General features: G+C 70.2%; 15 protein-coding genes. 9 read left to right on the top strand and 6 right to left on the bottom strand.

Annotated elements, in window-relative coordinates; translation table 11 throughout:
- The 8 genes from JOF36_RS38850 (at position 1) to JOF36_RS11710 (ending at position 6,229) form a co-directional block, all read left to right on the top strand.
- Complete coding sequence (locus JOF36_RS38850; RefSeq protein ID WP_307862331.1) at positions 1–408, top strand: maltose acetyltransferase domain-containing protein; 408 nt, start codon at positions 1–3, stop codon at positions 406–408.
- Positions 409–811: 403 nt separating this feature from the next.
- Positions 812–1,174 (top strand): Het-E N-terminal domain-containing protein, encoded by a 363-nt coding sequence (locus JOF36_RS11740; RefSeq protein ID WP_210026747.1) that lies wholly within the window; start codon positions 812–814, stop codon positions 1,172–1,174.
- Positions 1,175–1,273: 99 nt separating this feature from the next.
- A complete protein-coding gene (locus JOF36_RS11735; RefSeq protein WP_210026745.1) occupies positions 1,274–2,047 on the top strand; it encodes a hypothetical protein in 774 nt (257 codons plus the stop codon).
- On the top strand, positions 2,044–3,081 hold the full coding sequence (locus tag JOF36_RS11730; protein WP_210026743.1) for a hypothetical protein: 1,038 nt from the start codon (positions 2,044–2,046) through the stop codon (positions 3,079–3,081). Before JOF36_RS11735 ends, JOF36_RS11730 begins: the two co-directional genes overlap by 4 nt.
- A 68-nt stretch (positions 3,082–3,149) precedes the next feature.
- Complete coding sequence (locus JOF36_RS11725) at positions 3,150–3,461, top strand: transposase (protein WP_210026741.1); 312 nt, start codon at positions 3,150–3,152, stop codon at positions 3,459–3,461.
- A complete protein-coding gene (locus JOF36_RS11720) occupies positions 3,458–4,354 on the top strand; it encodes an IS3 family transposase (protein WP_210026740.1) in 897 nt (298 codons plus the stop codon). Before JOF36_RS11725 ends, JOF36_RS11720 begins: the two co-directional genes overlap by 4 nt.
- Positions 4,355–4,486: 132 nt before the next feature.
- Complete coding sequence (locus JOF36_RS11715) at positions 4,487–4,921, top strand: hypothetical protein (protein WP_210026739.1); 435 nt, start codon at positions 4,487–4,489, stop codon at positions 4,919–4,921.
- 228 nt (positions 4,922–5,149) lie between these two features.
- A complete protein-coding gene (locus tag JOF36_RS11710) occupies positions 5,150–6,229 on the top strand; it encodes a hypothetical protein (RefSeq protein ID WP_210026736.1) in 1,080 nt (359 codons plus the stop codon).
- Between the two features lie 180 nt (positions 6,230–6,409).
- Here the strand turns inward: JOF36_RS11710 and nadD are convergent, their stop codons facing one another.
- From nadD to JOF36_RS11690, 4 genes are all read right to left on the bottom strand, one after another.
- Positions 6,410–7,003: a nicotinate-nucleotide adenylyltransferase gene (gene nadD / locus JOF36_RS11705; RefSeq protein ID WP_210026735.1), complete on the bottom strand. Its 594-nt coding sequence runs from the start codon at positions 7,001–7,003 to the stop codon at positions 6,410–6,412.
- An 18-nt stretch (positions 7,004–7,021) separates the two neighbouring features.
- Positions 7,022–7,465 carry an alpha-ketoglutarate-dependent dioxygenase AlkB gene (locus JOF36_RS11700; protein ID WP_210026734.1) on the bottom strand — a complete coding sequence of 148 codons (444 nt, stop codon included), beginning with the start codon at positions 7,463–7,465 and terminating at the stop codon, positions 7,022–7,024.
- 135 nt (positions 7,466–7,600) lie between these two features.
- The gene (locus tag JOF36_RS11695) at positions 7,601–9,334 is read right to left on the bottom strand and encodes an IS1634 family transposase (protein ID WP_245350797.1); all 1,734 of its coding nucleotides are present in this window, start codon (positions 9,332–9,334) and stop codon (positions 7,601–7,603) included.
- A gap of 59 nt (positions 9,335–9,393) precedes the next feature.
- Positions 9,394–9,663 (bottom strand): hypothetical protein, encoded by a 270-nt coding sequence (locus JOF36_RS11690; protein ID WP_210026733.1) that lies wholly within the window; start codon positions 9,661–9,663, stop codon positions 9,394–9,396.
- A gap of 99 nt (positions 9,664–9,762) precedes the next feature.
- On the opposite strand from JOF36_RS11690, the gene JOF36_RS11685 reads away from it, so the two are divergent.
- Positions 9,763–10,563 carry a hypothetical protein gene (locus JOF36_RS11685; protein WP_210026732.1) on the top strand — a complete coding sequence of 267 codons (801 nt, stop codon included), beginning with the start codon at positions 9,763–9,765 and terminating at the stop codon, positions 10,561–10,563.
- On the opposite strand, the gene JOF36_RS11680 is transcribed toward JOF36_RS11685, so the two are convergent.
- Positions 10,540–11,214: a DUF4232 domain-containing protein gene (locus JOF36_RS11680; protein WP_245350796.1), complete on the bottom strand. Its 675-nt coding sequence runs from the start codon at positions 11,212–11,214 to the stop codon at positions 10,540–10,542. The two genes, JOF36_RS11685 and JOF36_RS11680, sit on opposite strands and share 24 nt — an antisense overlap.
- A gap of 70 nt (positions 11,215–11,284) precedes the next feature.
- Entirely contained in the window at positions 11,285–12,736 is a 1,452-nt protein-coding gene (locus tag JOF36_RS11675; protein WP_210026730.1) for a vWA domain-containing protein, read from the bottom strand.
- Between the last annotated feature and the right edge of the window lie 3 nt (positions 12,737–12,739).

Here is a 12,739-nt window from a genome sequence, read left to right as displayed (position 1 = left end):
ATGCTCCGGAACGAGTGGTACCTCGATGAGCCCGACCTGGTCGAAGACCGGCGGCGCTGTTGGCGCCTCCTCGACCACTTCAACGCCACCGGCCCCGATGACGACACCGAGCGCGAGGCCATCCTCGGGAAGCTCGTCGGGCGGCTCGGCGATGACGTCATCGTCATGCCTCGGTTCCAGTGCAGCTACGGAACTCAGAGCACCCTCGGGCACCGCAGCTTCGTCAGCCACGACGCCCTGTTCATGGACGACGCCGCAATCACCATCGGCGACGACGTCCGGATCGGTCCACGCACACAGCTCCTGCCCGCCCAGCACCCCGTTGATGACCATGCACGTCGGCAGGAGGGCTGGGAACGTCCACTTCCGATCAGCATCGGAGACAGCACCTGCCTCGGCGGGGCATAATCGTCTGTCCTGGAATGACGATCGGCGAGGGACGCCGTGATCGGGGCTGGGAGCGTTGTCACTCGCGACATTATTGATCATTCCATCGCCGCAGGCACGCCGACCCGAACCATTTGCGAGATCCGAGAGGTTCGACAAGGTCTTCTGGGAGCCCATTCCGTCGACCTGGTGCAGCCCTACCGTGCGGTCGTTCGTGGGCAGCCCTCGACGAACACCGGCGGCCTACGATGCGGAACTGCCGCCGTCGACGGTGTCGTCTTCGAGCAAGGAAAAATCCCGGTCATGGTCATGATTGTCCCGTACGGGACTGCGCTTTCCGGCTGATGGACACGAGGGGCAGTCAGCGCGAAGATCTCAGCAGGAGATTATCCGATCCGATGAGTCCGGGGGCAGCGTGGAATCGGTGGAACTGATCCTGGCGGCACTGACCGCAGGCGCCGCGGCCGGGTCCACGGAGACCGTGGCTACCGCGATCAAGGACGCTTATGGCGCACTGAAGAACAAGGTGGGCTCCTACTTCACCCCAACGTCTCCGGCTGCGGAGGCGCTCGATCTCCTCGAGAAGGAGCCCGAGCGGGCCGGCGAGATCGTGAGGGGCGCCCTGCTCGGCACCACAGCGGCCTCGGACGGGGAGCTGGTGGCGAGCGCTCGCCGACTCCTGGATCTGACCGAAGGCGAGTCGGTCGTCGGCAAGTATGACGTGCGGATCCGCGGCTCCCAGGGCATCCAGGTGGGCGACCGCAACACCCAGCACAACACCTTCTGAGCTCAGCAGGTTCGGCCTTCCGTTCTCTGGACCAACACGTTCGGTAACGACATGCTGGTCTCCGGCGGGTAGATGTTCGGAGGTCGTGGATTGCGACAGTTGGCCGCACGCGCGCTTCTCGCTGCGCTGATCCTGATCGCCGGGCTCGCAATGGCTAGCTGCGGGCGGGCCTCCCCGCGGTGCGACGCGGCCGCCGCGTCGCTCGACGCCGGCCAGGTCTCCACAGCGGCAGCTGAGTACGCCCGTGCGGCTCGAGACGGCGAGGGCGACTGCTCGGACAGCGGGATCGCGGCGGTGGAGAGCCACTTCAGTGGGGCGTGGCGGGCCGTCGTCGACGCGGACGCCGCGCGCGCGCAGGGCGACGGTGATGCCGCGGCTGCGGCCATGCGCGCGGCCCAAGAGCTCGACCAAGACAACCCGGCGGTCATCCGGTGGTCAGGCCAGGGCGGCGCGATCCCGGTGCTTTCCGTGGAAGCCCCTGACAAGGCCCCCGAGCCGGCGACCGGTGAGGCGCCGGCGTCCGGGCTCATCATCGCGCTGCTGATCACGGTACTGGCAGTACTCGGAGTCATGAGCGCGGTCGTTGCCGGCTTCCTGGTGGTGAACCGGAGGAAGGCGCCGGTTCCTCGGGGTCCTCCCTCAACCCCGCCGGACACTCCGGACGAGGAGCTGGCCGCTCTCCGTCGGTCGCTCGACAGCGCGCTCGAGGAGATCCAAGAATCCGCGAAACGCGCAATCTCCACTGACGGGACGGTCACGTTTCAGCTGACCGAGTTCGAGACTCACCTCGCGAGAGTCGTCGACCATCTCGACAAGCTGCTCGGTGAGGGCACGACGCACGACCGGCTCGTGGTCGATCGGGGCGCGGAATGACCACAGCAGAGATCACGGTCGAGATCCATCTACTGAAGCGCCCCGACGGCGTCGCGACCCTGCTCCGCAGGAATATCGCGATGGTGGACACCGCCGCGGAGGTAGCGGCGGTCGAGGAGCTGTGGACGGTCGTCGACAACCTGGGCACACCGGCCCTGACCGCGTCGACCGAGCGCAGGCTCGCGGAGATCGGGCGCGCGCTGTTGCGTGGCAGGCCGTTGTGTATGGAGCACGGCCTGCGAACGCCCCGTGAGGGGGAGCTCCGGGACATGCGCAGGCTAATCGGTCAGGGCGGACAGCTCAGCTTCGTGCTGGCGGCCGGGGTCACTGTGGACGACTACTTCGGGGAGGCCACCGTCATCGACGCGGACGTCGTCGCCTCCCGGGACATGATCGCCGCGGCGGCGCGTCGCACTCTGCTACAGCAACTCGACGCACTGAAACTTCGCGTTGTGGACGACACGGACGGCGAGTCGCAGGCGGCCGCCAGTCGCCCACCCGGACAAGAGGCGGCCAGGACCACGGTGCTTTCCGACCTCGACGCGGCGCTCGGTCGGATCGAGACAGAGCGCGAGTGGCAGGCCCGGGACGCGGACCGGTTCGTGTTCGGGAAGGCCGACGAGTTCGGCGCATGCTGGTCGTTCGGAGTAAGGAGAACGGAGGACGGCAGGGAGGTCATCGCGGAGCGTCCGGCCGACGAACCGTACGTGATCGCCTTCGTTGCGGTGGAAGCCGGTCAGATCGGCAACGGCAACCTCCGCGTGGTGACCCACAGATATCGGCTGCAGCCGAGTCTCGACCTGGAGGAGTTGCTCGCGCGCCCGAATGTTCGTGCTGCCCTCGAGGCCTGTGCCACAGAACCCGGGGATCGGAGCCTGCGACGGGCCGCAGCTGCGGTCCTGATGACTAGTCCCCACGGCGAAACGGACTACTCCGTGCCGGAGCCGCAAACGGACGCCGAAGAGATCGCGGACGGCGAGATCGAAACCCGGTATGGGCTGGTGCTGCTCCAGGACTGTCGCGGAATTCAGTGAGCTTCCCCCGCTTCGCCGGAGTCTTCGAAGACTGGTCCCATCGTGAGGGACTGGGAAGGAAGGCTCTGTTGGCAGCACCGAGGAAGTACCCCGATGAGCTGCGGGAACGGGCGGTTCGGCTGTATCGACAGTCCGAGCCGCGGCCGTCGTTCAAGCGGCTGGCCGAGCAGCTCAACGTGCACCCCGAGGCCTTGCGGAACTGGGTCCGCCAGGCCGAGGCCGACGCCGGCGAACGGCATGACCGCCCAAGCACTGACATGGTTGAGGAGAACCGCAGGTTGGCGGCCGAGAACGCTGAGCTGCGGCGGGTCAACGAGGTCCTGCGCGCGGCGAGTGCGTATTTCGCCAGCGAGATCGGCCCGACCCGGAGGTGGTCATGAGCTTCATCGACACTCATGGCTTCCCGGCCGGTCTCGTACTGCGGGTCCTGGGCATCCCGGAGTCCACCTTCTACGACTGGCGGGCCCGCCAGGCCGCCCCGAGCCGGCGCGAGCTCGACGACGCGGCGCTGCTCGAGCAGATCGTCAAGGTGCGCAGCGTCAGCGAGTTCGCCGCCACCTACGGCTCGCCGCGGGTGTGGCTGGAGCTGCGTCGCCAGGGCGTGCGGGTCGGGCGCAAGCGCATCGAGCGGATCATGCGTGAGCACGGGTTGCAGGGCGCGCACCTGCGCCGGGGCTGGCGCCACGGCTCGACCCGGCAGGATCCGAACCACACCGCCGCCCCGGACCGGGTCGAGCGCGACTTCCGGGCCGACGCGCCGAACCGGCTCTGGGTCGCTGACCTGACGCGGCTGGTCACCGGCGAGGGCGTGCTGTGGCTGGCCTCGGTGCGCGACGCGTTCGCCAACCGGGTCGTCGGCTGGGCCACCGGTGAGCGGGCGACCACCGCGCTGGTGCTCACCGCCCTGGATCATGCGCTGCGCTCCCGATCGGCGCGCTCCGGCGAGTTGATCTTCCATAGCGACAAGGGCGCCCAGTACACGGCGCTGCGGTTCACCCAGCGCCTGGTCGACTCCGGTGTCGCACCCTCGACCGGGTCCACAGGCGACAGCTACGACAACGCCCTCGCGGAGAACCTGTGGTCCACGCTCAAGATCGAACTCGTGTACTGGCCGGGTACGACGTTCGCCACCCGCGCCGAGGCCGAGCACGCCCTGCTGCGCTACATAGACGGCTGGTACAACCCCCGCCGGATCCAGGCCGGGCTCGGCGGGCTCTCACCTGACGAGTACGAGGACGCCTACGATCGCGGCCAGCGCGACGATCACAGATAACCCGGACTCCGCGAAACCGGGGGAACCTCACAGGTCGGGAACAACAACCGCCAGTACACGACCTTTGCCTACGCGGTCTCGCCAGTGGTCAACGCAGCCGAGCTGCTGCGCGAACACCCGAGACTGGCACAGATGTTCGTCGAGGTCGTGTGCGGCGAGGAGACAGCCGACATGCTGCAGAACCGTCTGGACGCCGCCGTCACCCGAGAGGCAACCGGACAGTTCGAGCAGGAGGTGCGTGGTGCGGAGCGCCCGTGGGGGTCGTGGACGGTCGTCGGCGAGCGGGGCGTGTCTGTCGGGCGGGACAACGAGGAGAGGACTTCGGTGGCGGTCGAGATTGCCGCCGCAGATCCGGTGGCAAGGGCGGTCTCGGAGTTCGCTGAGCTGTCGAGAACGGACAGCTTCGAGGAGGCGGAGACTGAAGTCCCGGCATGGCAGACCGTCGGCCGAGCCGTCGACGACAGGATTTTTCGGGGGCCAGAGGCGGCTCCGCCCGGGCCGGGGCGGTGGCCTCACGGGCCGGAAGAGCCTCACGGCCTCGCCGGGCCGAGCTTCGGAGCCCTTTGAGAGGGGACCGCAATGACGATGCACAGGCCGAAGACGCCGGCTGCAGAGTTGCGGCCGGTGGCGGCACCGTCGCAGAGCGGGCCAGCCACCAGGGCGACTGCAGGCCAGGCCGCTCGGGCCTGGCAGACGGGTAGGCACAGCTCCCACGCGACGGGGAGCCTTTCCCGGACCGAGCTCGCGAGCACCCGGGTAGCCAGGCCGACAGGCACGAGTGAGGTCAGGACAGACATGCAACAGTTTGCCGGGCCGAAATCCGTCTCGAGGCAGACGGCGGCAATGGTCGTCGACACCGCACGGGATGCCGTGAAAGCCGGGGTTCCGCCCGCAAGGTTGACCAAAGCGCTCGGCCTGGGTGGATCCGGTCAATGGAAGGCGTTCCTCCAGAGCCCGGACGCCGCCCGCGACGCGGGCATCGAAGCGGTGTCCTCTGCTCCCGTCCATTCGGAAGTCGAGGTGGCAAGGGCGGCGGATGCACTGCGGCAGGAGCTGACGCCGCTCGGGATCACTTCCGACGCACGCACCGGCGTCGCCACGATCGACTTTCCTGCCGATCCTGCACTTGCCGGTGGGACCGGCACCGAGACCATCCTCGTCGACGTAGTGGGTGGGCAGGTCGGCGACGACACCTGGCAGAACAACCGATTCCGCTTCGAGGCCGAGATGAGCACAAGTGACGTCGATACGTTCCTGGAGCGCGGGGACGTCTCGGAGGCGCCGCCAGCGCTCGCGCAGGACCCCGAGAGCTCAGCGCTGCAAGCCGCGGTGACGGAGGTCCTGCAGACCGCTGCGGCCAATGAACCGGAGCCTGGGCCGTCCACAGACGGGCTGAAGATCGCCCCACAGGTCACCGAGGGAGCCGCAGCCGCCTCCGGGAGCAACAAGGCCGTCACCCTCCAGCGGTGTACGAACGTGCAGGTCGGGAACGGCACCAAACAGCGGAACGTCATGGTGCGGGCCTTCACCGCCGCACGCGGGCTTGCTGTCCTGATCAAGGGAGACCCGCGGATCGCCCACGATCTCACTCGCGCCGCTGCGGACCCGCGCAACCGTGCCGCCCAGCGCCGCCTTGGTGACGCGTTGACTCGCACCGCTGGGCGCGATCTGCACAGCGAGATCGGTACCGCGGTGAAGTCCTCACGGGTCTACGCGCCGCCGCGTGCGGGGCGGTCCCTCACGCTCACCGGTGGTGTGGGAGTGGCGGTGGGCGACCGGGCGGTGCAACGGAACAGCTACCGGCTGAGCATGCGGCAGGACCGAGGGGCGCTACGGGATGTCCGAAGCGCCCTGCGTCGAGTCAACGGAAGCTGAACGCGCCATTGACCTCTTCCCCGAAGCAGCGCCACGGGCAGTCGCTCAGCCTCTCGTCTGAATCTGGGCACTGGCATCAGGCAGCCTCAGCGGGCCGGACGCGACTACACCGCGCTCCCCAGGACATCTCCAACTGAGTGATCCTGCACCGGCCAAGTACCTACGCCAGGGACCCGCAGATCAGCGGCCCGGATCTTGGTAGAGACTGCGCTTGGAGATGTACTGCACCACCCCGTCGGGCACCAGGTACCAGACCGGCCGCCCCGCGGCGACGCGCGTGCGGCACTCGCTCGACGAGATCGCCATCGCGGGCACCTCCACCGTGCTGACGACACCCCCGGGCACGTGCCCGTCGGCCAGGTCGTAGCCCGGGCGGGTCACGCCGACGAAGTGGGCGTAGCGGAACAGCTCGTCGATCTTGCGCCAGGACAGGATCTGCTGGAGGGCGTCGGCACCGGTGATGAAGAACAGCTCGGCGTCCGGCATCGCGGTGTGCAGGTCGGCGAGGGTGTCGGCGGTGTAGGTGGGGCCACCGCGGTCGATGTCGACCCGGCTCACCGAGAAGCGGGGGTTCGACGCCGTCGCGACGACCGTCATGAGGTACCGGTCCTCCGCGGGCGAGACCGCACGTTCCGACTTCTGCCACGGCTCCCCGGTCGGCACGAAGATCACTTCGTCGAGGCTGAAGCGGTCCGCCACCTCGCTCGCGGCGACGAGGTGACCGTGGTGGACGGGATCGAAGGTCCCGCCCATCACGCCGATCTTGCGCTGCATCGCCGCAGACTATGCGGATCATGCGCTCGACGGCACCCCCGGTGCTCCGGGATAGAGATGCCGGAACTGCACGCTGATCCGTGGCCCGGACGCGGCCGTCTTCGGGACGCTGTGCTGCCACGTCCGCTGGCACGTCCCGCCCATCACCAGCAGGGCCCCGGACGCCAGCGGGAACGCCACCGACGCCCCGCCGCCGGTCGGCCGCAGCCGCAGCGGCCGGGTCGCCCCCAGCGAGACCAGCGCGACGACGGCCTCGGGGCGCTCCCGCGCGACCCGGTCACCGTGCCAGGCGACGCCGTCGGCACCGTCGCGGTACAGGTTCGCGCCGATCTGGCTGAACCCGACGCCGTAGTGCTCCCCCAGCTCGGCCGCCATCTCCCGCAGGCGCCGCGGCGCGCTCTCGCCCTCGGCGAGCAGCCAACGGTGGGTCAGCCTCGGCTCGTCGACGATCCGGTCGTACATCCGCCTGCGGTGCCCGCGGAACCTGCGTTCCGCAGCCGAGGTGAGCGTCTAGTACGCGGATTGCGGTCTTGACCTGCGGAAATGAGAGCGAGGACGCGCAGCGCGTGTGTTACTAGGCGGCGGCGTTGTGCCTGGTCAGCGACCTGCGGGGGTGATCTCGATGATCTTCTTGGGGAGGGAGAGGTCGAGTCGGGCGTAGAGGTCGGTCTGGGGCTTGGTGGGGTCGGTGCGCTGGCGGAATGTCCCGGTGGGGCCGGTGAAGGTGACGGCGTGGAGTCGGTCGAGGTCGCGGCGGATGTGGTGCCAGGTCTGGCCGGTGGTGGTCTCGGCGATGCGGATGAGCAGTAGCGCGAGCCAGCAGAGCATGACGTGGGCGCGGATGCGTTCTTCGAGGCGGTGATAGACCGGGCGCAGGTCGAGGATCTGTTTCATGTCACGCCAGCCGCGTTCGACTTCGAGGAGTTGCTTGTAGCCCAGCGCGATATCGGTGGCGCTCAGGTGTGGGTCCGAGCAGCGCAGCAGGTACTTGCCGTCCAGGTTGGCCTCGGTCTTGATCTTCGCCTTGTCGATGCGCAGCAGCCCGCCGGGGGTGAGGCGCAGGTAGCGGTTCAGGCCGGGCTTGGTCGAGATCTTCCCGCGCAGCTCGCCGCGTTTCATCGTCGGGAGCTTGTCGGATCCGGCGATGAGCTCGTCGAGTTGGGCGACGAGCTGATCGCGGATGTGGGCGTCGCGCTCGGCGGCCTCGGGGTTGTGGCAGATCACGAACCGCTCGGTGTCGGAGACCTTCACCTCCTTGACCCGCATGTTCTCGCCGATGGTGGTGTAGCGGCCCTGCCGCGACAGGGCGGTCTTGATCTCCGGGCTGTCCGAGCGGAGCTTCTCGCCGATGATGTAGGTGTGCTCGCCGCGACGTAGGTAGCGGCGGTTGGCTTGTGAGGAGAAGCCGCGGTCGGCGACCCACACGATCTTGGACAGGGTCCAGTCCCGCATGTCGTCGCGGACCTGGCGGATCAGTTTCGAGTCGGCGGTGTTGCCCGGCCAGCACCACACCCGCACCGGGATCCCCTCGCGGGTCACCGCCATCCCGATCACGATCTGGGGCAGGTCGTCGCGGGAGTCCTTCGACTTGCCGTAAGTCCGGAACCCGGCCGCGCTCTGCTCGTCGTCGGTGCCGTCCTGACCGTCCTGACCGTCCTTGCCGTCCCGGCCGGCCACGACCTGCCCGTGTTCGTCGCGGTCCACCGGTGTGTCGGGATCCTCCAGCTCGAAGTAGGTGGAGGTGGTATCGAAGAACAGCAGGTCGACCTCGAGGTTGAGCAGGTTCGCGACCTGGGCAAACACCTCGCGCTCCAGGTGTTCGCGCACGTCGTGGAGCCAGTCCATCGCCCGGTAGCAGACATCGTCGGAGGTCTCGGGCAGGCCGTCGATGTGCACATCGTTCGAGATCCAGTCCGCGGCGGCCAGCTTCGACGACGGCGCCAGGGCCCGATTGGCGACCAGCCCGAACAGCACCCGCTCGAACGGCGCGCTGCCCCGCCGCTTGGCCAGCAACCTGTTGAGCACCGTGTCGATGCCCAGCCGGCGCCACAGCCCGTCGAGGACATCCGTGCCGCCCAGCGGGCGCGAGCCGAGCAAGCTCAGATCCGAACCGGCGGTGGCCTTGAGCGCCGCTGCCGGGTCGAGCAGCCGTGACAGCGACACGATCAGCCGCTCGATCGCCGCGGTGTCGACCTGATCGGTCCGCCCGAAGCTGTAGAGGATCTTGGTGCGAGCGGCGCGGGCGGCGGGGTCCCAGTCGTTGTGGACCAGTTGCAGGTAGGACACCCGGGTCCCGTTGCGGTTCTGCCGCTTCACCTCCCGCAAGAACATGTCCCAGAGCCTATCGACATCCAGCCACGTCAATCAACCTACACGGGACGATTCGTGTACTAGGCGTTCACGCGGTCGAACACTAGGCGCGGGCCGCTGACCTGCCCACACCGCCCAGACGTGTCCCAGGATCCACCATCAGCTGCGGAACGCAGGCGGAACGGGACCGTCGCCCGGAGCCGGTCGAACAGCACGTCCGGGTCCTGGACCCAGCCGGGGACGACGTCGACCCACGCCCCGCCTGCCAGGTCGTGCCGGAACGCGGAGACCAGGCCCCGGTCGCCGGCCTCGACGGTCGCGAACAACGATCCCTGCCAGCAGGCGTCCATCGGCCCGAGCCTACCCGAAATCGAACACAAGTTCGACCACGAGAACTGCCTGCCCCTCCGTGGCCGGTCCCGTCGTGACCCGCGGGTAACCTCGCCGGCATGCGTGCTCCGGACACCGGCGACCGGGCTCCCGACTCCACCGGTCCTCGCTCCCCCGCCGACCCGTCGGGCCTCCCGGCCTACCCGACGAGCGACACAGGCCGGAGCCGCCCACGCGATCCGGCGGGTCCGCCCCTGCCGGGCGCCGCGGTTCCCGGGCCCGCCGGGGACACGGCCGGGCCCGCCGAGGCGGCGACACCCACCCACGTGACTCCGGCCGGGCCGTGGCCTACCGTCCGGCCGCCGTCCACCCGCGCGGTCGTCCTCGGCCGGGTCGCCGCCCTCGTCGGTGTCGCCTGGTACTGCGTGGTCTTCTCGGTCGCCACCGACGTCCTGTCCCGGGCGGAGTACCTGCTGGCGGGAGTCGTCGTCGGCGGGATCCTGAGCCTGCTCGGCGTGCTCCTGCTGTGGCTGTCGGCGTCGCGGACGCCGTCGCCGGTCCAGCCGTCGCGCGGCCCGGAGATGGGTCTGGCACGCGACCGGACCGCCGCCACGAAGGTGCTGCGCTCCGGTGGGACACCGGACGCCGAACAGCGCAGGCTCGTCGCGATCGAGGTCCTGGCCGACGCGAAGCTGCCCCTGGTCACCGGGGCCACGTTCGCCCTCCTCGGGCCGCTGGTCGTCGCCGCCGCGCACGCCGGCAGCACGTTCGGCCCGGTCACCGCCGGACTGATCCTGCTCCTGCTCGCCGGGCTGGGGTCGCGGACCTGGTCGGCCTGGGCGTTGCACCGCGCCGCGGACCGCAGGCACACCGTCCCGCGGTTCGAGGAGACCGGATCACCCTGGCGTCCCTGGTCCTGACCCGGCCGACACCGGGCCGAGGTAGGTGCCGGGGCGGGTGGCGCCGTCCTGCCGCAGGACGGCGGCGCCCGGCCACTCGAGGGTCTTCGGCGTCGTCTCGTCCGGCGGGGTGATCACGATCTGGGTGGGCTTCCAGTCGTCACCGGGCAACCAGGTGATCACCGAGTGCGCGGTGCCACCGGACTCCAGGCGCACCGGCGAGGCCGGTCCGGCCGACCGCGGCAGCGAGTACGACGGGCCGTGCGTCGGATGGTCCGGCCCGCGCAGGTCGACGCCGCCGAAGCCGGTCATCGCGCACGGCGCCGGCGCGGTGTTGGTCCAGACGACGGTCGTGCGCCGCTGCCCGGTGTCACCGGTCGTCCCGCCGAGGGCCGCGTTCAGGTCGCCGTCGGTGCAGCGCTGTGCTGCCGGGGTCCCGTCCGCCGGGCCGGAGCCGTCGCCGGCTCCGGTGGGCTCGGCGGAGGCAGTGGAGTCGCCCGGGGTCTCGCCGCCGGCGCCCTCGGCCGGTGCCGTCGACGTCGCGGGGGCGGGAGCCGCCGGCGTGGGCGTGGCCGGCACGGAACCGGCGGGCCACGGCTCGCCACCGCAGCCGGCCGTCAGCAGTCCCGCAGCGAGCAGGCCGGCCGCGAGCGGGGCGCGCAGGATCCTCATATCCGACACCCTCACCCGTATGGCAGAGCCCGTGCACCCCGTGCGTCCGTGCTTCATCCGTCCGAGTGGGTCACACCGGCAGCAACGCCTCGACGACGTCGGCGAGCTGCGCCGCCGTGCGGCACTCGTGCATCGGCAGCACCTCGCCGTACCTGCGCGCCGCCGAGTCCCCGCTGCCCCACATCCGTTCGGGTTCCGGGTTCAGCCAGTGCGCGTGCCGGGCCCGGTCGCGCATGATCTGCAGGGTCCGCAGGTGGGGGTCCCGGTAGTTGGTGCGGCCGTCGCCGAGTATCAGCAGTGACGTCTTCGGGGTGAGCGCCTCGGCGTACTGCTCGAGGAAGTCGCCGAACGCGCTGCCGTAGTCGGAGTGCCCGTCGAACGCGGTCAGTCTCGCCTCGCGCAGCACGCGCTGCATCACCCCGGACAGCTCCGCGCCCGGCTCGAACAGGTGCGTCACCTCATCGGCGCGCTCCACGAAGGCGAACACCCGGACCTTCGAGAACTGCTCGCGCAGCGCCTGGACCAGCAGCAACGTGAAATGACTGAAGCCGGCGACGGACCCCGAGACGTCGCAGAGGACCACCAGCTCCGGGCGACCCGGCCTGCGGGTGCGGTACGCCGGGTCCATCGGCACCCCGCCGGTGGACATCGACCGGCGCAGCGTCCGCCGCAGGTCCAGCTGCCCGCGGTTCGCCCGTTTGCGGCGCACCGACAACCGTGACGCGAGCCGGCGGGCCAGCGGGTGCACGGTGCGGCGCAGCTCGGCGAGCTGGACGGCGTTCGCGCTCAGGAAGTCGACCCGGTCCGGCTGTTTGGGCGTCGTCGTGCGCGCGACCTGCTCCCGGCCGCGCTGCTCGGCGGTCCGGCGGCGCACCTCGTCCCGGATCATGTCCCGGAACCGGGCGATCCGGTCGCGGATCTCCCGGCGGCGGACCTCGGAGACGAAGTCGGTCTCCCCCTCCTGCCGCAGCCCGTCGAGGATCTGCGCCAGCAGCGTGTCCGGCGAGAGGGCGTTCAGTGCCTGGTAGGCGGACCAGTTGGGCTTCGCGGTCTGCCCCCGGACGCCCTGCCCGGCGGCGCCGGAGTTGCCGATCGCGTCGACGGCGGCGCGGGCCAGCTCCCGCAGGGTCTCCTCGTCGCCGTCGCGCAGCAGGTCGGCGAGGATCTCGCGGAGCGCGTCGACGTCGACCGGGCCCTGTCCGTCGCCGCCCTCGCCGTCGTCGGTCCGCGGGACGTCGACCTCGGAGGCCCCGGCCCCCAGCGCGGGCGGGAACCACAGGTCGAACAGGGCGTCGAAGGTGTCCCGCTGCCCGGACCGGCGCAGCAGCGCCGCGGCCAGCCCCTCCCGCAGCTGCTCACGCTCCAGCAGGTCCAGCACACCGAGCACCCGCGCGGCGTCCACCGTCTCCCCCGGGCCGACGGCGACATGGTGGTCGCGCAGCGCGGAGACGAAGTCGACGAGATGGCCGGGCAGGCCGTGCTCGGCCGCGGTGCTGCCGGGGACGGCGGACGGGGCGCTCACGCC

Source organism: Pseudonocardia parietis, from assembly GCF_017876315.1.
In the GTDB taxonomy this organism is placed as follows: Bacteria; Actinomycetota; Actinomycetes; order Mycobacteriales; family Pseudonocardiaceae; genus Pseudonocardia; species Pseudonocardia parietis.
This window is presented reverse-complemented; position numbering and strand designations above follow the sequence as displayed.